General features: G+C 43.3%; 21 protein-coding genes. 9 read left to right on the top strand and 12 right to left on the bottom strand.

The features are described 5' to 3' along the window. The first annotated feature begins 159 nt into the window (after window positions 1–159). Both QOL44_RS01205 and QOL44_RS01200 read left to right on the top strand, forming a co-directional pair. On the top strand, window positions 160–381 hold the full coding sequence (locus QOL44_RS01205) for a hypothetical protein (RefSeq protein WP_283401190.1): 222 nt from the start codon (window positions 160–162) through the stop codon (window positions 379–381). Continuing rightward, window positions 329–1,066 (top strand): TerC family protein, encoded by a 738-nt coding sequence (locus QOL44_RS01200; protein ID WP_283401189.1) that lies wholly within the window; start codon window positions 329–331, stop codon window positions 1,064–1,066. The genes QOL44_RS01205 and QOL44_RS01200 overlap by 53 nt, the downstream gene beginning before the upstream one ends. 157 nt (window positions 1,067–1,223) lie before the next feature. Here QOL44_RS01200 and QOL44_RS01195 read toward each other — a convergent pair whose 3' ends face one another. Further along, complete coding sequence (locus tag QOL44_RS01195) at window positions 1,224–1,724, bottom strand: bifunctional nuclease family protein (protein ID WP_009061508.1); 501 nt, start codon at window positions 1,722–1,724, stop codon at window positions 1,224–1,226. Window positions 1,725–1,841: 117 nt separating this feature from the next. Between QOL44_RS01195 and speA the strand changes: the two genes are divergently transcribed. Next, window positions 1,842–3,806, top strand: a complete 1,965-nt coding sequence (gene speA / locus QOL44_RS01190; protein ID WP_009061510.1) for a biosynthetic arginine decarboxylase — start codon at window positions 1,842–1,844, stop codon at window positions 3,804–3,806. Between the two features lie 150 nt (window positions 3,807–3,956). Here speA and QOL44_RS01185 read toward each other — a convergent pair whose 3' ends face one another. Continuing rightward, window positions 3,957–4,889 (bottom strand): LysR family transcriptional regulator, encoded by a 933-nt coding sequence (locus QOL44_RS01185; RefSeq protein ID WP_009061511.1) that lies wholly within the window; start codon window positions 4,887–4,889, stop codon window positions 3,957–3,959. A gap of 40 nt (window positions 4,890–4,929) precedes the next feature. Here QOL44_RS01185 and QOL44_RS01180 point away from each other — a divergent pair, with 40 nt between their 5' ends. From QOL44_RS01180 to QOL44_RS01170, 3 genes are all read left to right on the top strand, one after another. Then, entirely contained in the window at window positions 4,930–5,670 is a 741-nt protein-coding gene (locus tag QOL44_RS01180; RefSeq protein WP_009061513.1) for a YggS family pyridoxal phosphate-dependent enzyme, read from the top strand. 12 nt (window positions 5,671–5,682) lie between these two features. Beyond that, window positions 5,683–6,513 (top strand): hypothetical protein, encoded by an 831-nt coding sequence (locus QOL44_RS01175; RefSeq protein WP_009061515.1) that lies wholly within the window; start codon window positions 5,683–5,685, stop codon window positions 6,511–6,513. Between the two features lie 63 nt (window positions 6,514–6,576). Next, entirely contained in the window at window positions 6,577–7,041 is a 465-nt protein-coding gene (locus QOL44_RS01170) for an RrF2 family transcriptional regulator (protein WP_009061516.1), read from the top strand. A gap of 563 nt (window positions 7,042–7,604) precedes the next feature. On the opposite strand, the gene QOL44_RS01165 is transcribed toward QOL44_RS01170, so the two are convergent. The 10 genes from QOL44_RS01165 to rpsO form a co-directional block, all read right to left on the bottom strand. After that, window positions 7,605–8,321, bottom strand: a complete 717-nt coding sequence (locus QOL44_RS01165; RefSeq protein ID WP_009061518.1) for a hypothetical protein — start codon at window positions 8,319–8,321, stop codon at window positions 7,605–7,607. Continuing rightward, a complete protein-coding gene (locus tag QOL44_RS01160) occupies window positions 8,318–9,145 on the bottom strand; it encodes a P-loop NTPase family protein (protein WP_009061521.1) in 828 nt (275 codons plus the stop codon). Before QOL44_RS01160 ends, QOL44_RS01165 begins: the two co-directional genes overlap by 4 nt. Before the next feature lie 225 nt (window positions 9,146–9,370). After that, entirely contained in the window at window positions 9,371–10,729 is a 1,359-nt protein-coding gene (locus QOL44_RS01155; RefSeq protein ID WP_009061523.1) for a hypothetical protein, read from the bottom strand. A gap of 12 nt (window positions 10,730–10,741) precedes the next feature. Continuing rightward, a complete protein-coding gene (locus QOL44_RS01150) occupies window positions 10,742–12,181 on the bottom strand; it encodes a leucyl aminopeptidase (protein WP_009061525.1) in 1,440 nt (479 codons plus the stop codon). Between the two features lie 29 nt (window positions 12,182–12,210). Beyond that, window positions 12,211–13,446: a 4-hydroxy-3-methylbut-2-enyl diphosphate reductase gene (locus tag QOL44_RS01145; RefSeq protein WP_009061526.1), complete on the bottom strand. Its 1,236-nt coding sequence runs from the start codon at window positions 13,444–13,446 to the stop codon at window positions 12,211–12,213. Window positions 13,447–13,506: 60 nt separating this feature from the next. Further along, window positions 13,507–14,055, bottom strand: a complete 549-nt coding sequence (locus QOL44_RS01140) for a hypothetical protein (RefSeq protein ID WP_009061528.1) — start codon at window positions 14,053–14,055, stop codon at window positions 13,507–13,509. A 362-nt stretch (window positions 14,056–14,417) separates the two neighbouring features. Beyond that, window positions 14,418–15,509 (bottom strand): 6-phosphofructokinase, encoded by a 1,092-nt coding sequence (locus QOL44_RS01135; RefSeq protein WP_009061532.1) that lies wholly within the window; start codon window positions 15,507–15,509, stop codon window positions 14,418–14,420. A gap of 84 nt (window positions 15,510–15,593) precedes the next feature. After that, window positions 15,594–16,079, bottom strand: coding sequence for a redoxin domain-containing protein (locus QOL44_RS01130; protein ID WP_009061534.1), 486 nt, complete (start codon window positions 16,077–16,079; stop codon window positions 15,594–15,596). Window positions 16,080–16,123: 44 nt separating this feature from the next. Continuing rightward, entirely contained in the window at window positions 16,124–18,253 is a 2,130-nt protein-coding gene (locus tag QOL44_RS01125; protein ID WP_009061535.1) for a polyribonucleotide nucleotidyltransferase, read from the bottom strand. A gap of 53 nt (window positions 18,254–18,306) precedes the next feature. Further along, on the bottom strand, window positions 18,307–18,573 hold the full coding sequence (rpsO, locus tag QOL44_RS01120; protein WP_009061537.1) for a 30S ribosomal protein S15: 267 nt from the start codon (window positions 18,571–18,573) through the stop codon (window positions 18,307–18,309). Window positions 18,574–18,863: 290 nt separating this feature from the next. On the opposite strand from rpsO, the gene QOL44_RS01115 reads away from it, so the two are divergent. The 3 genes from QOL44_RS01115 (at window position 18,864) to QOL44_RS01105 (ending at window position 21,920) form a co-directional block, all read left to right on the top strand. After that, a complete protein-coding gene (locus tag QOL44_RS01115) occupies window positions 18,864–19,814 on the top strand; it encodes a Uma2 family endonuclease (RefSeq protein WP_045086407.1) in 951 nt (316 codons plus the stop codon). A gap of 105 nt (window positions 19,815–19,919) precedes the next feature. Beyond that, window positions 19,920–20,870 carry a Uma2 family endonuclease gene (locus tag QOL44_RS01110; protein WP_045086408.1) on the top strand — a complete coding sequence of 317 codons (951 nt, stop codon included), beginning with the start codon at window positions 19,920–19,922 and terminating at the stop codon, window positions 20,868–20,870. A 102-nt stretch (window positions 20,871–20,972) separates the two neighbouring features. After that, window positions 20,973–21,920, top strand: a complete 948-nt coding sequence (locus tag QOL44_RS01105) for a Uma2 family endonuclease (protein ID WP_045086409.1) — start codon at window positions 20,973–20,975, stop codon at window positions 21,918–21,920. Window positions 21,921–22,008 lie beyond the last annotated feature (88 nt).

The following is a 22,008-nucleotide window of genomic DNA, read 5'->3' as shown; positions in this document are numbered from 1 at the left end:
TCAACTGTTAGAAGAATGCATGAGTGGTTTTCTTTGTTGTGTATGGAAGAAACAAAAAAGCATGGGGCATTGAAAAAACTGTATTGTTTAGCGTCCTTGGCAAAATACCAGAACTCCTTTTTTAATCAACAAACGGTGATGTAGGTTTAATGTTTTCTTGTGGATCTATTTTATATTCTTTTTTTCTCTTTACTGCTCTTAGGACTTATTGCTCAAGTTTTTGGTTCCTTTCTTTCGACTGGGTCCCTACGGGAAAGTACGCTACATTCTCTACTGTGGGTGTTTTTCATTCTTTTTCTTGGGTTATGGCTTGGCATAAGCAAGGGGATTGAAAAGGCCTTTGGTTTTTTTGCGGTATTTCTGGATCGAATATCTCCTTAGCATCGATAATCTAATCCTTTTTCATGTCATTTTCGAATTTTCGCAAACAGCTGAATCCTTTCGCCACAAACTGCTTAGCCTCGGGATCTTTTCAGCCCTATTTCTTCGTATCCTGCTCATTGTCTTTGGTCTTTTTGTTGCCAGCAGATGGGCTATGATCTTTCCTCTGTTTGGGCTTTTTCTTTTTTTTGCAGCCTATCGGCTTGCTCGGCCTCAAAAAGATAAGCCGCCTCGGCTCCTTGGGTATGATAAAAAATTTTTCTTTGGGCCTTTTGTCTATGAGCCAGCTGAAAAAACTAAATTTCTTTTCAAAGACGGTGCCAGGATAGGTTTTGGTTCTCTTGCCCTCACCTTCCTTGCAATTGAAACCACTGATATCCTTTTTGCTTTAGACTCTGTCCCCGCTTCCTTTGCTATTACTACTGATCCTCTTCTTCTCATCAGTGGTAATATTTGTGGTGTGTTTGGTTTGCGTTCCCTCTACTTTCTAGTAGAAAGAACAGCCAAAACCTTTCTTTCTTTTAATACGCTCTCTGCCCTGTTGTTGGTCCTGATGGGAATAGAACTCCTCCTAAAACCCTGGTTAGAAATTTCCCCATTCTATAGTTTCTGCAGCATCCTTAGCTTGTGTTTAGCCTATGGTTTGATAAAAGGCATAGGGAAAGCAAAAAATAAGACAAAATAAAAAAGCCGCTCTAAAAAGGTTTTTTTGGGAGCTCAAGCCAAAGCTAGGAAGCCGCGTCCCCCCCCTCTCCTCCTTTGCTCTCAAGTCGCTATTAACCAAAACAATAGACCGCTTTGGTTGATTCCATCGCCAGGAATTCTCTAAAAACTATCCGTACTTATTTAGATTCTTCACCGAAGAAGGGAGGTTCTTCAGGAGGTTCCTGTTGCTGTTTTCTTTGGACTTCTCTCATCTTTTCAAGAAGTTCAGACATATCCTCGACTTCTTCCCAAACATCTTCGGCAACATAAATTGGACATTTATACTGCAATGCTAAGGTCAGGCAATCACTGGGCCTGGCATCGATTTCAATGATTTTTTTATGGACCTCATTTTCGGCACGCAAAAGGAGCCTGGCAAAATAGGTATTACTCCTTAATTCGTTAATAACGACCCTTTCGACATTGATCGAAAAAGAGTCAAAAATCATGGCCATGAGTTCATGCGTTAGAGGCCTTTCGTTTCTTTCTCCTCTAATCGCCATGGCAATTGCCCGGCCAACATAGCTATCAACGTTTATAACAAAAACCTTCTCTTCGTTTCCTAAAAATATAGCATATCCATTAGGGCTACTTGGTAAAATCCCTTTAACCTCAATAGGAATAACATCATTTCTCACATTCTTTTCTTAATCCGGTTTTGAACACTTTGCAAGGGATTGAAAGAAAAAAAATAAAAAATATTAGACAATCTTTGCGAATTATTTTTCTAATTTTATATTGTGAGTTCCACGGTAATGCAAGCGAAGAACGCATGGGAAATCAGTCAAGCTCTCAATACCTATCAGATACCTAGATGGGGAGCAGGCTACTTTTCTATCAACAAAGAAGGGAACATTTGTGTGAGACCCGTGCAGGATGCAGGCCCGGAATTAGACTTGTACAAGGTGGTCCAGCAAGCCTTTACCAGAAAATTAAATTTTCCCCTCCTACTCCGCTTCCAAGATCTATTACGCCACCGAGTCCTGAACCTTAACCAAGCATTTAATGAAGCGATCGAAGAGGCTGGATACAAAGGCAAATACCGGGCAGTCTTCCCAATAAAAGTTAACCAGCTCCGCGAAGTCATCGAAGAGATTATCGATGCAGGACTGCCATTTCATCATGGACTGGAAGCTGGGAGTAAAGCTGAATTATTCGCTGCCTTGGCCATGCTGAAGGATCCAGAAGCTTTGCTCATTTGTAACGGATTCAAGGACAAGCTTTTTGTGGATGCCATTTTTATGGGACGGAAACTTGGGAAAAAAGTAGTCCAGGTGCTTGAAAAAATGGAAGAACTAGATCTGGTCATTGATGCCATGGGCCGGTTTAAGGTTGATCCTATCATTGGAGTCCGTCTCCAGTTAGCCTCTAAAGGAAGAGGCCACTGGGCTTACTCAAGCGGAGAAGAGGCCAAATTTGGGATCACAACAGCCGAACTGCTACAGGTTATCCAGCGACTGAAAGAAAATGGGCTATCGAACTGTCTGCAGCTCATCCATTTCCATATCGGTTCACAAATCCCCGATATTCTAACAATTAAAAGAGCCGTTAGAGAAGCAGCTAGGTATTATGCTAGGCTCTATCAGCTTGGCTTTCCGATTCAGTACATCGATGTGGGGGGAGGACTCGGCGTGGACTATGACGGCAGTCGTTCTACGGAGTCCAGTATTAACTATTCGCTTCAGGAATATGCGCGGGATGTAGTATATAATATCGCAGAAATCTGTAATGAGGAAAGAGTGCCCCATCCAACGGTTGTGTCTGAAAGTGGGAGAGCGGTCGTTGCGCATCATTCTGTCTTGATTGTCGATGTCCTCGGTTCGATTCAAAAAGTCAAACCACCTTCCCAACAGTCCATTAGCATCAAATCCAAGCACAAGCTTGTTCAGGATCTTTTGGAGATCAAAGCCTTACTGAATAAAAAAAATCGGCTAGAGAACTATCACGATTCTCTTCAGATCAAAGAGGACGCTCAGTCGATGTTTGATCTTGGGCTACTCGATTTGCAAACGAAAGCTGAAATTGAGACCTTGTATTGGGAAATATGCAAAGAAGTGGTCAATCTTTACAATGGGGCTAAGCAGGTGCCCGAAGAAATTCGTAAGCTTCGGGAGTCGCTAAGCGATCAATACTTATGCAATTTTTCAGTTTTCCAATCCTTGATAGATCACTGGGGCTTAGGTCAAATTTTTCCGGTCGTTCCTATCACGATGCTCCATGAAAAACCAGATAGCCGCGGCTTTCTAGTTGACATTACCTGCGATTCCGATGGAAAGATTTGCTCTTTTCTGACTGGCGAAGAAAAACACCAGTCTTCTATCCCTCTGCATAGTTTAGACTCCAAGCCCTATTTGCTTGGCATCTTTCTTGTAGGCGCCTATCAAGATATTATGGGGGATCTGCACAATCTTTTCGGTAGAGTCAATGAAGCCCATGTGTTCATTGATCCTGATGAGCCGGATGGCTTCTACATTGAAGAAACGATACCAGCCCTGACGATAGGAGAAGCCCTTAGTTCGGTTCAATATGAACCTAAAATCCTTGAAAACGCCATGAAGAGCCAGGTGGATTATGCGATCAAGCAAAACCTTCTCAAACCTAATGAGGGAATGAGGCTTTTGGAATTTTACGAACAGGGGCTCAGAAGATCTACCTATCTAGAGATTGAATACAACCGGATTTTCCTAAAAGCTAGTTCCAACCTGCTTGAGCTGGAATGAGCCTATTTTTTCCCTGTCCTATTTTTTTCAACTATAGGCAGAGCTGAATGTGTTGATTCCTTCCAAAAGACAAACCTGTTGCTATTTTTAGAGGAAACAAACGTTTCAAAGACCCTGGGCTATTCCCCCATCAAACCAAAACACTGCCCATTAAGCTGGTGCCCCATTTTTGATTTTCAAAACGTCCACTGGCTCTATAGGGATTTCCTCCTTTTGAAGAAGTTCTATGAATTTCCTCATGGCGGGAGTCAACATTCTCCCAGATTTATAAAGGAGGCCTATCGGCCGGTAACAGGGAGGACCAGAAAGCTCTAACATTCTCAACGTTCCGTTTTTGAGTTCCTGGGTAATGGTAGCCATCGGGACGATAGCAACCCCCGCATCTATTTCCACAGCCCTTTTCACTGTTTCCACGTTATCAAACTCCATTACAGGACGAAACTCAAGGCCACGATCCCTGAAAAGCTTGTCTAGCTCCCTGCGTGTAGGCATGTCTGAACTAAAGGCGATGAAACCTTCCTTGGATATTTCTTCGAGCCCTACTTCTTTAAGATTTGAAAACCGGTGGCTTGGACTACAGATCACTACCAATCGATCCTTTCGGAATGGTTCTATTTTAATCAACTTCCTAGGCGATGGATAGGCCACAATGCCAATATCGCTGTGGCCTTCGGCTATATCTTGATAGACCTGACGGGAATGCCGATATTCCACTCGCACATTGACTTCCGGATAGAGTTTAAGAAATTTTTTTAAATAATAAGGCAATTCATGCAGCCCCACACTATAAATAGCTGAAACCCGAATAAGCCCTGAAATAGAAGCCTTGATTTCAGAGATCTTCGCCTCTATTTTTAAATAAATGTCAACAATCTCCTTCGAAGCATGATAAAGAATCTCCCCTTCTTTGGTCAGCTGAACTTTCCGGCTTCCCCTTTCAATCAAGGGTACCCCAAAGCGTTCCTCCAAAGAACGGATTTGTTGACTGACAGCAGACTGACTGATCTTGTTGAGTTGGGCAGCTTTGCTAAAGCTGCGGCTTTCTACAAGATCTCTAAAAGCTTTCAATGTTTCAATTTGCATCAAAAAAAATTTTTAAGTAAAACTAATAATTTGTCAAATTATGAATTTTTCTTTTTCTGCTTCTGCAATACAAGAACGGTTAGAAAAACTTCAAGAAAAAATAGAAAAGGCTGCCCAAAAGAGTGGCAGAAGAGCTGATGCGATTACGGTGGTAGCCGTTACTAAAGGATTTGGTCCTGAAATTATTGAAACGCTGCTCAAGCAGGGGATCCTTCATATTGGAGAAAATCGGGTGCAAGAAGCTCGCATTAAAAAAGAGATAATCGGTGAAAAAGGGATTTGGCATTTTATAGGGCATCTTCAGAAAAACAAAATAAAACTGACAGCCCATCTTTTTGACTGGGTTGACTCGCTTGATTCTTTGGAAGAAGCTACTTTGCTATCTCATGTGGCAAAGGCAATTGGGAAAACATTGAAAGTGTTAGTGCAGGTGAATACTTCTGGAGAATCCACTAAGCATGGCACTACTCCTGAGCAGGCTCAAGCTTTGTGTTTGGCCATCAATGAACTGCCTGGACTCGAACTTTTAGGGCTCATGACCATTGCGCCTTTACTCAAGGAGCCTGAAAAAGCTAGACCCTTTTTTAGTCTTCTAAGAAAGCTACGAGACCAGATAGAAACCAACACCAATCTTCGTTTGCCAATTCTCTCTATGGGAATGAGTCAGGACTTTGAAGTGGCAATAGAAGAAGGAGCCACAATGATTAGAATAGGAACCTTTCTTCTTGGTCCGCGCTCAAGCCCTTTTCTTAAAAAAGAAGACACCAAGACTTTGCTATAAGGAACTGGAGTCTTGCAATTGAAAAGACCTCTTTTGCTTATTTCTCTCGCTTTCACCCTTTTATGGACTTACACTCTTTTTTCTCAAAGTACTTCCAACACTTTTTCTTATACCTTTCTTTTCATTGATGGGAAAACAAAAGAGGAGCTTTCCATAAAGATTCAACCTCCCTATTTTCGAATCGATCGGCCTAAGGACCTTTTTTCTATTATTTATAACGAACGGGAAGATTCCTTTCTTGGCATAGAGCACAGAGATGGAAGATACTGGAAGTTTTCCTGGCCACAAATTCAAAAAGCCGTTCAAAAAACAAAAGAAAGTAGCTATAAAATCAAAAGTGATCCTTTTACTGATCCTATCGAACAGAGTATAGAAGATATTCTAAATCCCCCACTGACTACTCATTATGGCAGATATGAACCTTTTAATCCTCCTCCCCAAATTCCATGGGATAAAAGCTCCCTAACCCGCAGCTCCCCCTATGGAGAACTTTCCCAATGGATTGCGAAAAATACGGAGGCGCAATCTGTCTGTTGGCTAGGCTCTTTTTCAGACTCCGAAATCCAAAATTGGGATCAAAGCATTGGCACATTAAGGAAAGTCTGCCAAATCCTTTCTTTTCTCTTGGGAGAGTATGCCTGGCCTCCTAAAGCCTTAGATTTATGGAGTTCCCTGCCTAAAAACTTAGGAATTCCAGTGGAAACCTATTGGACGCAAGAAAACAAATCCTTGCAACTGTTCCTTATCCGTAAAGAAGTGCTATCGAATAATACATGGATAGAACCACCCAAAAATTACATGATGGAGGAGTTGCCTTTGCTCGAAGAATACAAAAACGAATAGAAAATTTTATATCCCTATTTATTTTCTAGAGAATATAGTATAAGATAATTTTATCATTAGAGTATGTTTTTAACGAAACGTAGTAAATATGCGCTGCGGGCCCTGCTTTTTCTAGCAAGAGAACAGGCAAGAGGAACGATCTTGATCCAAGAAATAGCAGAAAAAGAGAAGATACCAAAAAAATTTCTGGAATCTATTCTTCTAGAACTCAAGAATAACGGGCTTTTAAGTAGTCGCAGAGGCAAAGGTGGGGGCTATGCTCTGGAGTATTCCCCAGAAAAGATTTCGATAGGCTCAGTAATTCGGCTCATCGATGGACCCATTGCGCCAGTTCGCTGCGTTAGCCAGTCGGCATACGCGCCCTGTGAGGATTGCTTGGATGAAAAAACCTGTGTCATCCGATATTTGATGAAAGAAACTCGCGATGTCATAGCCTCGGTTTTAGACAAAACGACCTTGCAGGAACTCTTACAAAGAGAAAATAAACTCAAAGCAGAAGCTACCGAAGGCTTTGTGTTTGAAATTTAGAAAAAAGTCTTAAGAACTTTTTTCTGCCCTTGGCCCCTTTCTGGTTTTCGACCGCCCCTTAAAGTTAAAAGACTAATGAATTGTTAATGCTATTGCCCTGCCAATCTAATTATAAAAAGGCAAGACAAACCTATATTCGCTGAAGAAGTTTGGCGTACTGACCGGTCGGAGCGTAAGCACGCAGTAGCGAAAGATGTTGAGAGCACCGCACGAGCGCCTACACAAAAGTCTGTAGCACCGGACAAAAGGGGGGCTCTGAAGGACCAGTGGGAAGCGCTAGAAAGTTTCTCTTGCCCAAGGCAAAACGGTAGCCGAACGGCTGGAGGATGGAAAGCAAGCGGACTAAACTACAAGAGAAAGAATTTTCTTGTGTCTTTGGGTGATAGTTAAGATGACATGCTAATTCTAGTCTGCTACCCTGGAGAACGAAACGGGCTTAGCAGTCCCGAGACAACTCGGCACAAAACCAAGACGCAAAGAATGAACGTGGGGCAGGCATAAGCAAGTCCCAAGTAAGTTTTTCGGGACAGAATTATTAGCAAACTTAGCCTATAGGGACCGCTTCAAAAAATTTTCGGGAAAACAATCTTAAGAAGGAAAAATAGAGAGGCTCCACCTAAAAAACCTATACCCAAGAGGAACCAGACTGCCCAGATTCTCAAAAGATGCTTTTTTTTCTCCAACGTCTCAACGATGCTCAATAACCTTTTGAGTAGTTCATCCTGATTGGAAGGACTCTTGCTTTTCTTGCTTTCTTCAACCACTATTTTCGTGATTTCTTGATGACTATCCGCAAGCGTATGAATAATTTCTTCAATCTGTTTTTGATAATTTTCTAGATAGGCAATAAAGTTTTTCATTGCCTCCCTGTTTTCTTCATCCTTTGTCGATGTTTGCGTAGGCAAGGATTGAAGTAAGCGGCTAACTTCCTTAGGGATCGTATCTAAATAAGCCGCATTGGCTTCTAGCAAAAGCAAAAGACCAGGAAGGGTATCCAAAGGCTTCTCCCCCTGACAATGCTCCATGTACCATTCCCATGCAAGCTCCCTTTTTTCAGGGGGTAGTCTAGAAATTGCTGCTTTCCAATACCTATGAGGATCCGATAAGCTCTCGGACTGGCCATTTACAGGAAGAGGAGTGGCATTGGGTTTTTGTTCATTAGCAATTGGCTGTTCTACCGGCGTTTTAAGCTCTTTTCCAACGGGGATCGAACCTTTCTGTGTCGGAAAAGCAAAGGAAGGTTTGGGAGGAACAGACCAAGTTGTTTTGAAAGGTTTCATTGAAGATTCGATAAATTAACCTTAGAACCCCTGGATTTTTGTGTAAATTCTTTGTTTTCCAAGGAAGGTTTCTTCCAGTTTTCCATCACTCGCCTTGCCTCTTCATCAGGCAGCAAATAGGAAGCTAGCCGATCGTACTGTTCGAAGATCTTTTTTATCCAATCTTCCAGTATCACCCGATGGAAAAGATCCATCTTGATTTTTTTATCCGATATAATCTCTAAAAGATTTAAGGGTCTTTGTAATTCGATTTCAAGCAGAGACAGATAATTGCGGGTATCAGAGAGGAGGGCAGGTAATTCCAAGGTAGCTGCACCTAATGTCGCCAGTTCTTTTTCTAGCTGACTGCCATCAAACATCCGCGTTTTTGGTGCTTTAGCCCTATTTTTTATCACCAGGTAATCGACATTATCCCCAAACTTTTCGACAATCTCTGCCAGTTCGTCCATGACACTCAAGTCATCAACGGGAAAGAGAAAGACCGTCGTCCGAATCCCCGATTCCTTACTCCAATCTAAAAAATGGGCAAAATCGAACGAATGCAACAACACTCTATAAAAATGAGCTTGGGGATCTAGGACCGTCACGGATTTTTCAGGGATCGATCGAAATATTTTTAAAAAGTCTGCTTCAGGCTCCTCAGATAACGTTACTAATCTTGATTCGGGTATGGCTCGCGATAGGGTTTGATTATCATTATCTAGATCATAAGCCTGCCAGGCTACATTTCTTGCATTCATCCAGAAAATCTGTAAGGATGCCTGCGTGGATTTCCCAACATTGCCTTTGCTCTGCAAAGGTAGAGTCAAACGATGCTTAATCATAACTAATGAATGCTCCTCTCTTTCTTCTTTTTATTCCTTCCAAGGTTTCTTCCCATCTGCATACACAAAAATACTATATTGCTCCCTTTTTCTAATCTACTCAAAGCTCATCTAAACCCATTTTCAATATTTTTCAATGACAAAGTTCAAGCTTTCTTCAACTTTTTAGTCCCTTTTCTAGAGAAAAAATAGATCATTCCCACAATCTAGTTGCCATTAAACATCTTACGAACCTGGCATAAACCGTAGCACCCAGACATCCTCTTGTGGGCTTTGGGCAGTATCAAACCGGGCCGTTTTTAAACCAAAAGCCACTACTCCTGAACCATCTTCTATTCTAAGGCATGGAAAAGGCGTACTTACTGCACTACCAAATGTTTTTATCCATAAAAAATCTCCGCTTGAACTTAAAGAGGCAAAGAAAACCCTTTTTGGCTTTTGCCTAGAAGGAGCTTGCTGGGGATAGACCTCTTTGATTTCTCCCAACACATAGCAGTTGCCTTGACTATCAGACTCTACCGCAACAGGACTGAGAGACACACCAGAACCAAATTGTTTACACCAAAGCCGCTCTCCCCTAGAAGAGTAGCGAAAAACAAAGGTCTGAAGGCTATACAGATCCCTAGGGGATCGTCCTTCTTCCTCTGGACAGGAAAAACTGCCAGATACCCCACAGACGGTAAGCTCCCCCTTTTTCCCAGCAAAAACCGAAGCCACTAGATTGTTCCAATTTCCAGGAATCAATACATTCCATAAGGTTCTGCCTCTAGTGTCACATTTCCTAAGAAAAATATGGACATGAGTTACTATAAGCGGAGCACTTAACCATCCATAGTCCATGGTGTGACCAACATTGCCAGCATATGGTCCAAATCCAGCAGAATAGCCATAAAGCAAAAGTTCCTGGGGAGACGCAGAGCAGATTCCCTCCAAGGTATCAAGCGTCTCAGGACCAGAAGGCAACCAGCTATTTTCAGGGCTTTTCCCAAAAGCAAGGGGAAAACTGTCTATGACCTTTCCATTCGCTGCATAATGGATGATATCCAACGGACTGACACTCTTTTTATCCAAAGAAAGGATTAGGGGAGTTGGAACAACGACATACGCTCCTCCTGCTCCATCACCGATCGCTATTCTTTCTGGTAGCGAGAAGACCGCTTGACTCTCTATTTTCCATTGCTCTTCTCCTTGCGCTCCAAATTTCCACAAGATAAACTTGTTTTCGATAACGCCCCTAATAAATATTTCTTTAGAATCCCCTGAAAAGAGCGAAAACCGGTTGTCCATGCCATAACAATCAGCCACAGGTTTTTCCCAAAGCTCTCTGCCGTTCTTATCCCATTTGGCCAAAACGATCTTCCATAGATAGGAAGCGCCTGCAAAAGGCTTTTTAGCTTCCCGCGCAAAAATAAGATATATCTCCCCATTCGATGCGATGTAGAGATCGTAGGCTTTCTTAATCTGACCTTGCGCCAAGGGAACAGTCACCAGTTGTCGTGACGCACAAAATAGAGAAGAAAACGCAAGACAAATAGAGCAAAAGATCGTGAGGCTATAGAACCAATGGCGCAGAGAACCAGACATGCCATTTTTCCTTTATGGAGCTTTTCCTTTTAACTGTTCGAGTAGGTACCGGCATATCAATCTGACTCCAAAGCCCGTAGCCCCTTTTTCTAAATAGGGCAATTCTTTAGTGATCCACGCCGGCCCAGCTATATCCAAATGCACCCATGGAATATCTCCAATCCATTTTTGTAAAAAGGCAGCGGCCGTACAGGCTCCTCCTTCCCTCCCTCCCACGTTTTTAACCAATGCTACATCACTAGTAATGGCCTCATCAAACTCTTCTCCCAGCGGAAGTGGCCATAAAGGATCCCCATAGTCCGCACTGTTTTTCCACAGAAAATCAGCTAACTCTTTTCTATTGCTAAAAAGTCCTGCTTTCTGTTTACCAAGGGCCACAATGCAGGCTCCTGTTAAAGTTGCCAAGTCAAATACAAGCCTTGGGTTGAACCGATCAATGCCGTAGGCCAATGCGTCTGCTAACACGATTCTGCCCTCGGCATCGGTGTTCAGAACTTCCACGGTCTTTCCCCCATAGATCCGGATTATATCTCCAGGTCTATAAGCTTTACCACTAGGCATATTTTCTGCAGCCGCCAATATACCAACAACTCTGATCGGCAGGTTTAGCTTACTAACCGCTTCCATAATGCCTAAAACGGCACACCCTCCCATTTTGTCATACTTCATCTCGTCCATATGTTCCCCTGGCTTTATCGATATGCCCCCACTGTCAAAAGTTATAGCCTTCCCTACCACCAGCACAGGCTGCAATGGACTGGCTGGCTGATAATCCAGAACTATCAGCCGTGGTTCATTAGCAGAGCCTTTTCCTACACTTGTTAGTCCCCCAAAACCCTCTTTTTCTAGCCGCTCTCCATCAAAAACTTCGACCCTTAGCCCCTGCCTTGTCTGCGCTAACTCCATCGCTTTTAAAGCAAGCACTTCGGGATTGACATGATTCGCTGGCATGTTGCCTAGGCTTCTGACATAATTAACGGCTTCGGCTAGCGTCGCCCCTTGCTGCAGTTCCTTTTCTAGCTGTTGATAGTGTGATTCTACAATGTCTCCACTTATAATATTCAAAATCTCGAGTTTATTCTTCCTTTTTGCCTTCTCTTCTTTAAACTCTTCGAAACGGTAGGAACCCAGAATCGCTCCTTCTACCACAGCCGCAACAAAAGGCAAAAAGTCGGGTTGCTTTGAAAAATCGATCGAGATCTCTGTTGCTCCAATCTTCAAAAGCGATTTGACGCCAAAGCCAGCGGCCTTTCGAAACGTCTCTCCACTGTAGGGATGACTGCCTACTCCCACATAAAAAACTCTGCCCCAAGGCTCCCTCCATAAAAGCCCAGTAAGTTTTTTGCCATCGAATTCCTGCGGACTGACTCCCTCCTTTTGAAACTTATCCTGTTCGACAAAAACAATCCTATCCCCCCTGTTTTCCACTTCTTTCTTTAGACTTAAATTCATAGCCGCATCCTTTGTTGTCCTTTGAGACTCTACTTAGAGTTAGCCAGTAGGGACTCGACTCCAATCCCACGGAGTTCAAAGAGTCTTTGAATTGTTTCTTCGATCAAATTATTGGGACAAGAAGCCCCAGCCGTAATTCCGACATTGATTTCTCCTTCACCTAGCCAACCTTCCGTAATCACTTCTCTGCCTTCATGCAAGTTCCAATGTCGAATCTGCTGGGATGAGATTAATTTTTCAGCATTTTTTATGAAATAGGTTGGCAGCCTCCCCTCCCCAATTTCAGCTAAATGAGACGTATTGCTACTGTTATAGCCACCCACCACTATCAACAGATCGAGTTTCTCCCGATCAAGCATATCCAACAAAGCATCTTGTCTTTCCTGAGTCGCACCACAAATGGTATCAAAGAACCGAAAATGCTTATGAAGATTTTCTTTCCCATACCTGTCCTCTATGGCTTTACAGATCCGACGTTGCACCTCTTCTGTTTCTCCACGCATCATGGTCGTCTGATTGGCCACCCCTACATGACGCAGATGGATATCGGGATCAAAACCAGGAGAAACAGCCCCTTTGAATTTTTGCAGAAACTCTTGCTTATCCCCTCCGTAACGGATGTAGTTGCAAACATAATCGGTTTCTTCCAGGTTATAAACAACAAGGTATTGACCGTTACCATCTTCTCCTATGGCTCGAGAAGCGGTCGCTTTTGTTTCTTCATGCCAAGCCTTGCCATGGATAATCGAAGTCGCCCCTTCATTGCGATACTGTCTTACTCGTTTCCAGACAGTCATAACATCCCCACAAGTCGTATCAACGATCTGACAGCCTATCTGCTGAATTCTTTTCATCGTTTCTACTTCCGCACCAAATGCGGGGATAATCACTACGTCATCGGCTGTGAGCCCATCTAAAGAATACCGGCCTTGCACGGCCTGCAGCCTTTTTATCCCCATAGCTGTCAGCTGATCGTTGACTTCGGGATTATGGATAATTTCACCAAGCAAATAGATCCGTTTGGTAGGGAATACTTTTGTGGTGGCATAGGCCAGATCAATCGCTCTTTCGACCCCATAACAAAATCCAAAGGCCTTGGCTAGTTTGACTGTAATACCCCCTCCGGAAAGATACCGACCCGTAGTGCGCAAATATTCCACAAGGGGGCTACGATAATGGCTTTCGACCTCCGCCTTTACAAGGTTCATTACCTCTGGAGTTCTTAAATTGACTTTTGATGTTTTCTGCTGAATCTTTTCAGTCATTGCTGCCCCTTTTCTTTTTCTATACCACTCTCCACTATACAAGCCAACTTCTTTCAGTGATCAATCTAATTTAGGAAGAGGCGCATCTGTTTTGGGCTCCTGCGGTTTTGCTTTCTCATATCCAGGAGGAGGCCCTTCATAGAATTCTTTGTGTCTAATCTTGCCTCCAGCATGCCCTGTCCAAATGGTCATAAATAGCGCCGCAAAGCCAATGATAATAGTTGCCGTACCTAAAAAATTCATTCCTTTAGGAAATATCCCCAAAGCCACCAAAGAAAGAACGGCAAAAAGTCCTTCCGCATAAAGCACCCAGACTGCCCGCTCTCCTCTTTCCTTATGCGCATCAAGCCAGGCTTTCTCCTTGTCTGAAACCATTGCTTCGACCCGATCATATCCCTCTTCTCCATAACTCTCCACAAGCCAGCCTGAGGCACAAGTCAAAATGATCAACACTAACCCTACCGCTTGCACTCCCCTAGATTTCATTACCGAGCCAATGATAAAAGTCAAAAGCGCTAACCCTAATCCATAAATCGGTATAGGATTCAGTAGCACATGAACATACTCAGGCTGTTTAAGCGTCTCCAAAAAGTCTTTGAATTCGTTCACGGTGTTTCCACATTAAAGGCACTGACCCACTCCCTACCCCCGTTATATAGTCAAAAGCCTGCTCTCTTCTTTATTTACCTTCCTATCCATTGCTCCCTTTCCCCTCTCAAAGCCTCTATAGTTATGGCGTTTGTTTGGCAGAAGGTGGTAGCCCTCTTCCTCCACCGCTCCATTTCTTGAGGCAATTGATGTCCGGATCAGAACAAGCTGATTTGACTGTTTTAAAATAATTATTCATTTTGTCAAAACCATAGTAAAAAAAAGCCAATATTTAGAAGGACATAACCCTTTCTACCTTTGGAAACGGTTCCAGCCTGACACTAGATGGGAAAGAAAATCACCCCTCTTTATTAAAAAGAAGGCTATTCGCAACCAAAAGAGATACCAAGAGCCCTGGCCGTCTTAATTTCTGAGCAGTTCAAATCTACCTTTTTCAATACTTTAATAGCTTCATAAATAGGCACAGAACCAATCTTCCCATGCCTGTAACTGACCATGTAGCCAAACCTTTTTTCTCTGATCAAATCGACAGCAGCCGCTCCAAACATCATGCCTAAGTTTCTATCAAAGGCTGTCGGCTCCCCTCCTCTTTGAAGATGCCCAAGGACAACAGCTCGAGTTTCCTGGCCGGTCATTTTCATGATGACTTTTTCTAGATGCCTGCCTATGCCTCCAAATCGAGCTTCCTTCTTTATATTGGCTTCTTCCTCTAGAATATAATACTGTTCATCTTTGGGATGCGCCCCTTCGGCCACGACGATCATTGTTTGATGGCTGCCCTCAGCAATTCGCCTGCGGATATGATAAGCTATTTTTTCGTATTCGAATGGTATTTCAGGAATCAATATCACATTGGCCCCTCCTGCAAGCCCTCCATAGAGCGCTATCCATCCTGTGTACCGGCCCATAACCTCGACAACCATCACCCGCCTATGACTCGCCGCTGTGGTCCGTAGCCTATCCATGGCTCGACACACAAATTCCACAGCCGAATAAAATCCAAAAGAATAATCCGTTGCCGATAAGTCATTATCAATAGTTTTAGGGACTCCCACAATGGGTACTCTTTCCTCATATAGTTGCTGTGCAGCCGTCAAAGACCCATCCCCACCAACACAAATGAGTGCTCCTATTTCCAGTCCCTCAAGGGTCTCTTTAACCTCATCAATGAGATGTTTGGGCAACCTTAAGACCTCTCCAATCCCCGTCTTTGTTGTGAATCTGCCTCGATTCGTTGTTCCAAGAATGGTCCCCCCCAATGCAACGATGCCCTGGGTATCTTCTTCATGTAAAATTTGATACCGAACCGGTGAAATAAGCCCTTCAAATCCGTCAATAAACCCATACACTTCCCATCCAAGGAGCTCCGCAGAACACACCACGGCTCTTATAGCCGCATTCAGTCCTGGACAATCTCCTCCACTTGTCAGCACTCCTATTCTAAAACGTTTCATTTAGCACCGTTTATATTATTGATTTACAGGCGGATCATTAGCCACGCACAAATCCCTTTTCTAAAGAATGGATGGCTTTCTTAGTTACTGGGAAGCAACAGTCTTCAAGGCGTCTTTTAACCGCTCAAAGCTAGGCAACTCAAGAGGTGTTGGAGTCACTTCCACATATCGAATCTGCTGATTCCTATCGATAAGATAGACAGCACGGGCTGCCACATCTCCAATACCTATTAAGCCAGGTAACAAAACATCATAAGCTTTGCAAACCACTTTGTTCAAATCAGAAAGCAAAGGAATTTTGATCCCCTCATGCTTTGCCCACGCTTCCTGAGCAAAAGGGTTATCAACACTTATTCCAAAAACCTTCGCCTGGAGCTGTGCATACTCATTGATAGAGGCGGTCATAGTGCACATCTCCTGGGTGCAAACGGGAGTAAAGGCCATTGGGAAAAAGAGCAACACGACATTATTTTGAGCAAGCTCTTCCTTTAAATGAACTTGTTTAATTCCCTCTGGGTATTTGGAACTAAGGGTAAAATCAGGAGCCAGACTACCAACTGCCAGTGCCATAACTTTTCCTCCTTGTATAGTAATAAAATAAACACAAACAGAAATTATCCAATTCCTTTGGCTTGCAGCTCTTTCATTGCCGCTTTCCTACTGAATTTATACCGGCCTTTCTCATCGACCCCTATACATTTTACCCAAATTTCTTCTCCCACTCTCACCACCTGATCCACTCTGCGAACCGGTGTATCCGATAGCTCAGAGATATGGACCAATCCTTCTCCTTTTCCCTTTATTTCAATAAAACATCCAAAATCCTTCACCGAAACAACCTTGCTTCTATACAATCCCCCTACTGTCACTTCCCCAACCATATCTTCGATCATCGCTCTTGCGCTTTCTAAACTTTCTGCTGAAGAGCTGTAAATCAACACCGTCCCATCATCTTCAATAGTGATTTCGGCCCCAGATTCCGCAGAAATCCTCTTGATAGTCTTTCCTCCAGGTCCAATCAAAAGACCGATTTTATCCGGATGAATCTTTATCTTTTCTATCCGTGGCGCATGTTTTGAAATTTCTGGCCGAGCCACATTAATGACTTTATCCATGTGTTCGAGTATGATCAGGCGAGCCCTCTTGGACATAAATATAGCTTTTTCCATCACCTCCAAAGGAATACCTTTGAGTTTTAAGTCCAACTGAAAGCCGGTTATCCCTTTTTTAGTGCCCGCTATTTTAAAATCCATGTCCCCATAATGATCTTCAAGACCAATGATATCTGTCAAAAGACAGTAATGAGACCAGTCAAAATCATCCTCTCCACCTTTGACCAATCCTACAGAAATCCCAGCGACATTAGCTTTGAGAGGCACACCCGCATCCATTAGCGCCAAACTCCCCCCACAGACCGTTGCCATCGACGTGGAGCCATTCGATTCCAATATTTCAGAACTTACTCTAATAGCATAGGGGAAATCCGTTTCTGAAGGAATTACAGGCACTAAAGACCTCTCAGCCAAAGCGCCATGTCCGATTTCTCGACGACTCTGACCAAATACTTTTCCTACCTCTCCTACACTAAAGGGGGGGAAAAAATAATGGAGTAAAAATCGCTTGCTCTGTTCCCCTCCTCCATAAGCGTCTAGTTCCTGCGCTTCATTCAATGAAGCAAGAGTTGCCATGCAAAGGGCCTGAGTTTCTCCTCGAGAAAATAAGGCTGATCCATGGGAACGGGGAAAAATAGAAGTCTCAATTGTAATCGGTCTAATATCCTCAAGTCCTCGACCATCACACCGCTTCTGTGTCGTTAAGACATTCCTCCGGAAAATTTCTCTTTGAAGAAGATCAAAAGACCAACTAATTTCCATTGGAGTAGCTTGAGGGAAGCTCTGAATAATTTTTTCAGTAATTTCTTGCTTGATCTTTGCTAAGCTATTGTGTCTCAGAGTCTTAGAAGGAACATACAAAGCTTCTTCAATTTGATGGGAAAATAGATCAGCTATCCACTTCGTTATTTCCACATTCTCCTTAAACAAGACGCATTGCCTTTTAGGTTTCCCCGCCTTTTCCGCAAGCTCTTTCTGTGCAGAGATTAAATCTTGAATGCTCTGATGCGCGAATGCCAAGGCTTTGATAAATTCTTCTTCTGGAAACTCTCTAGCACTGCCTTCGATCATTAGCGGATAATGTTCACTACCGACATAAACGAGATCCACATCGCTTATCTCTCTTTCTCGATGCGTGGGATTGAGGATCCAGCGACCATCAATTTGACCGATACGCACAGCCCCAACCGGACCGTTAAAAGGCACATCCGAAAGCATCAAAGCGGCCGAAGCTCCATTGATCGCTAAAATATCAGGGTCATTTTGTCCATCAGCTGAAAGCAGGGTTCCTAAGATTTGTGTTTCGTAAAAATAGCCTGTTGGGAAAAGAGGGCGCAAGGGCCTATCTATCATTCGAGAAGTCAAAATTTCCTTATCAGTTGGCCTCCCTTCTTTTCTAAAGTAGCCGCCTGGGAATCTTCCCGCTGCTGCCGCTTTTTCTCTATACTCAACCTGTAATGGTAAAAAATCCTGCTCTTCTTTTAATTCCGTTACAGATACCACCGTTACCAAAACGGCCGTTTCCCCATAGGACACCGTCACAGATCCATCAGCCATTTTTGCGAGTTTGCCCGTTTCAAAGATGATTGACTGATCTCCAATATTTCTCTTTACATTTACATATTCTGGCATAAGTATCTACAGAGTCTACACTCGACGGCTGAAGCTAGAAACAGCGAGCTTTGTTATTTTCTCAGTGAAAGCCGGTTTAGCATTTCACGATACTTTTCCGGCTCTGTTCGATTCAGATAATTCAGGAGCTTCCGTCTCCTATTCACCATCCGAAGAAGTCCTCTTCTTGAACTATGGTCTTTGCTGTTTTTTTTGAGATGCGTTGTTAACCGCTGAATCTTATTTGTAAGCAAAGCAATCTGAACAACGGCAGAGCCCGTGTCTTTTTCATGCAGTCTGAACTGCTCAATGAGCTTGTGTTTTTCAATTTCTTCTTCCATACGCAATGTCATTATTGATATTATTCAGAAGCCGCAAAGTGGCAATAACCTTTTCACATTTTTTATTTAAAGTTTAGACATTCGTAGATTCACTCGTAGTCGTCAACGAAAAAAAACTTCCATCTATTTTTTACAGAAAACACCTTAAAATCCCAGGATTTGCCGTGGGGGAAAAGACAATACCAATGTTATTATATGTCTGGAACATCAAGAAAGAAAAGACACACTAACAGAAAAGCATGCTGCAGAAAAAAAATGAAAAAGAGGCCACTAGCTGATATAGTCAAGACATGCACCCTACCGATGAGGCCACACTCAACCAGGGCCTTGTGGAACTAGAAATTCCAGAAGTATTCAACGAGGACTGGCTTGCTGTCCTACCAGAAGATTTCCCTAAGTGCCTAGTCGTTAGTGGGAGAATAGCCAGGGCAGATGGCGAACCCATAACGATAGAGCAATATCTGGAACTGCCAGAAGATTTCCCAGCCCTGCTCAACGAATACGGAGAACTGGAAATGTCCCCAGCTTCAGACAACGTTCATAATAACAGGCGTAATGCACTGTTTCGCCTATTATCATTTTACTGTGAGCAGTGTGACAATCCTAATGGGGCTAGAATTGAAGAGGAAATCTTCGTTCCTGGATTTCGGTCCTATAGGCCAGATTTAACCTATTTTAGTAGAGAGCGGCTACAGACAGCGATTCAACCCCTAGGGAAAAGAGGACAGCGCTATGCGGTAGAGGCTCCTGATCTAGTGGTGGAAATCCTTTCCTATTCCAATCTTGAAAAAGTAGTGGTGGGGGATGAGAAAAAATTATGGAAGCAGAAGGACCTCTCAGAATGGGCTCCCATATTCAAAGAGCTGATTAAGGATAAGAACCTGACAAAAATAGACCTCCATTTGAAGCTTTACGAAGCAACCCAGGTTAAGGAAGTCTGGATTGTGGGAGAAGCCAATAACGTGTATTGCCCAAAACTAACGGTATACAGACTTGCTTCGGGAAAGCTAAACAAAATAGCTGAATTTATGGCTGGAGAACTCTTTAGCTCCCCTCTTTTCCCAAACCTAGCAATCGATCCACAGTGGATAGAAAGTGGTGCACCAAAAGAATTTTATCGCCTTTCATTTATTCCAAAACTTGACCACGACATAGACGCAAACAAAAGTCCTGAATTAGCTGCACAAGCCAAGCAGTTGATTAGGCGCATCCAGCAGGCGTTGACTCTTCCCTCCCAGTAAGCAGTATAACAAGGGCAGGAAAAGCATTATAGAGCTGGGAACATCTAGATGAGCCACTCAGCAGAAAAAAATGGATAAAAGGCCACTATCTGATATAGTCAAGACATGCACCCTACGGATGAGGCCACACTCAACCAGGGCCTTGTGGAACTAGAAATTCCAGAAGTATTCAACGAGGACTGGCTTGCTGTCCTACCAGAAGATTTCCCTAAGTGCCTAGTCGTTAGTGGGAGAATAGCCAGAGCCGATGGCGAACCCATAACGATAGAGCAATATCTGGAACTGCCAGAAGATTTCCCAGCCCTGCTCAACGAATACGGAGAACTGGAAATGTCCCCAGCATCTGATGAAACTCATAACAACAAGCGAAGTAGATTGTGCGATATGCTCCGTTATTACAGCACACTCAACGGTAATCCTGATGGAGTAGAAACGGAAAGGGAAATCTTCGTTCCTGGATTTCGGTCCTATAGGCCAGATTTATCCTATTTTAGTAGAGAGCGGCTACAGACAGCGATTCAACCCCTAGGGAAAAGAGGACAGCGCTATGCGGTAGAGGCTCCTGATCTAGTAGCGGAAATCCTTTCCTATTCCAATCTTGAAAAAGTAGTGGTGGGGGATGAGAAAAAATTATGGAAGCAGAAGGACCTCTCAAAATGGGCTCCCATATTCAAAGAGCTGATTAAGGATAAGAACCTCACAAAAATAGATCTCCATTTGAAGCTTTACGAAGCAACCCAGGTTAAGGAAGTCTGGATTGTGGGAGAAGCCAATAACGTGTATTGCCCAAAACTAACGGTATACAGACTTGCTTCGGGAAAGCTAAACAAAGCAGGAGAATTTATGGCTGGGGAACTCTTTAGCTCCCCTCTTTTCCCAAACCTAGCAATCGATCCACAGTGGATCGAAAGTGGTGCACCAAAAGAATTTTATCGCCTTTCATTTATTCCAAAACTTGACCACGACATAGACGCAAACAAAAGTCCTGAATTAGCTGCACAAGCCAAGCAGTTGATTAGGCGCATCCAGCAGGCGTTGACTCTTCCCTCCCAGTAAGCGGTATAATAAGGATGGAGAAAGAAGAGAAGTTCACACTAACAGAAAAGCATGCTGCAGAAAAAAAATGAAAAAGAGGTCACTATCTGATATAGTCAAGACATGCACCCTACGGATGAGGCCACACTCAACCAGGGCCTTGTGGAACTAGAAATTCCAGAAGCATTCAACGAGGACTGGCTTGCTGTCCTACCAGAAGATTTCCCTAAGTGCCTAGTCGTTAGTGGGAGAATAGCCAGGGCCGATGGCGAACCCATAACGATAGAGCAATATCTGGAACTGCCAGAAGATTTCCCAGCCCTGCTCAACGAATACGGAGAACTGGAAATGTCCCCAGCATCTGATGAAACTCATAACAACAAGCGAAGTAGATTGTGCGATATGCTCCGTTATTACAGCACACTCAACGGTAATCCTGATGGAGTAGAAACGGAAAGGGAAATCTTCGTTCCTGGATTTCGGTCCTATAGGCCAGATTTATCCTATTTTAGTAGAGAGCGGCTACAGACAGCGATTCAACCCCTAGGGAAAAGAGGACAGCGCTATGCGGTAGAGGCTCCTGATCTAGTAGCGGAAATCCTTTCCTATTCCAATCTTGAAAAAGTAGTGGTGGGGGATGAGAAAAAATTATGGAAGCAGAAGGACCTCTCAAAATGGGCTCCCATATTCAAAGAACTGATTAAGGATAAGAACCTGACAAAAATAGACCTCCATTTGAAGCTCTACGAAGCAACCCAGGTTAAGGAAGTCTGGATTGTGGGAGAAGCCAATAACGTGTATTGCCCAAAACTAACGGTATACAGACTTGCTTCGGGAAAGCTAAACAAAGCAGGAGAATTTATGGCTGGAGAACTCTTTAGCTCCCCTCTTTTCCCAAACCTAGCAATCGATCCACAGTGGATTCAGGACGGAGTACCAGCAGGATTTTATCTAATAAGATTTTTCCCAAAGCTCTACGCTATAAAAGATGAAAACAACCCGCAACTGACCTCCCAGGCCTATCAGCTTATTCAGCGCATCCAGCAGGCTTTGACTCTTCCCTCCCAGTAAGCAGTATAACAAGGGCAGGAAAAGCATCTTTATCCATCATGGACCAAAAGGATCTATCAGGGAACGTCGGACTCTTCACCAAGAATAT

This window comes from Candidatus Methylacidiphilum fumarolicum, from assembly GCF_949774925.1.
GTDB classification, from domain to species: Bacteria; Verrucomicrobiota; Verrucomicrobiia; order Methylacidiphilales; family Methylacidiphilaceae; genus Methylacidiphilum; species Methylacidiphilum fumarolicum.
This window is presented reverse-complemented; position numbering and strand designations above follow the sequence as displayed.

What these genes read in the sequence shown, in the direction of transcription:
- speA (WP_009061510.1), top strand. Translation starts at nt 1,842, where the DNA reads ATGCAAGCGAAGAACGCATGGGAAATCAGTCAAGCTCTCAATACCTAT.
- QOL44_RS01185 (WP_009061511.1), bottom strand. Translation starts at nt 4,889, where the DNA reads ATGCAAATTGAAACATTGAAAGCTTTTAGAGATCTTGTAGAAAGCCGC.
- QOL44_RS01180 (WP_009061513.1), top strand. Translation starts at nt 4,930, where the DNA reads ATGAATTTTTCTTTTTCTGCTTCTGCAATACAAGAACGGTTAGAAAAA.
- QOL44_RS01170 (WP_009061516.1), top strand. Translation starts at nt 6,577, where the DNA reads ATGTTTTTAACGAAACGTAGTAAATATGCGCTGCGGGCCCTGCTTTTT.
- QOL44_RS01165 (WP_009061518.1), bottom strand. Translation starts at nt 8,321, where the DNA reads ATGAAACCTTTCAAAACAACTTGGTCTGTTCCTCCCAAACCTTCCTTT.
- QOL44_RS01160 (WP_009061521.1), bottom strand. Translation starts at nt 9,145, where the DNA reads ATGATTAAGCATCGTTTGACTCTACCTTTGCAGAGCAAAGGCAATGTT.
- QOL44_RS01155 (WP_009061523.1), bottom strand. Translation starts at nt 10,729, where the DNA reads ATGTCTGGTTCTCTGCGCCATTGGTTCTATAGCCTCACGATCTTTTGC.
- QOL44_RS01150 (WP_009061525.1), bottom strand. Translation starts at nt 12,181, where the DNA reads ATGAATTTAAGTCTAAAGAAAGAAGTGGAAAACAGGGGGGATAGGATT.
- QOL44_RS01145 (WP_009061526.1), bottom strand. Translation starts at nt 13,446, where the DNA reads ATGACTGAAAAGATTCAGCAGAAAACATCAAAAGTCAATTTAAGAACT.
- QOL44_RS01135 (WP_009061532.1), bottom strand. Translation starts at nt 15,509, where the DNA reads ATGAAACGTTTTAGAATAGGAGTGCTGACAAGTGGAGGAGATTGTCCA.
- QOL44_RS01130 (WP_009061534.1), bottom strand. Translation starts at nt 16,079, where the DNA reads ATGGCACTGGCAGTTGGTAGTCTGGCTCCTGATTTTACCCTTAGTTCC.
- QOL44_RS01125 (WP_009061535.1), bottom strand. Translation starts at nt 18,253, where the DNA reads ATGCCAGAATATGTAAATGTAAAGAGAAATATTGGAGATCAGTCAATC.
- rpsO (WP_009061537.1), bottom strand. Translation starts at nt 18,573, where the DNA reads ATGGAAGAAGAAATTGAAAAACACAAGCTCATTGAGCAGTTCAGACTG.
- QOL44_RS01115 (WP_045086407.1), top strand. Translation starts at nt 18,864, where the DNA reads ATGCACCCTACCGATGAGGCCACACTCAACCAGGGCCTTGTGGAACTA.
- QOL44_RS01110 (WP_045086408.1), top strand. Translation starts at nt 19,920, where the DNA reads ATGCACCCTACGGATGAGGCCACACTCAACCAGGGCCTTGTGGAACTA.
- QOL44_RS01105 (WP_045086409.1), top strand. Translation starts at nt 20,973, where the DNA reads ATGCACCCTACGGATGAGGCCACACTCAACCAGGGCCTTGTGGAACTA.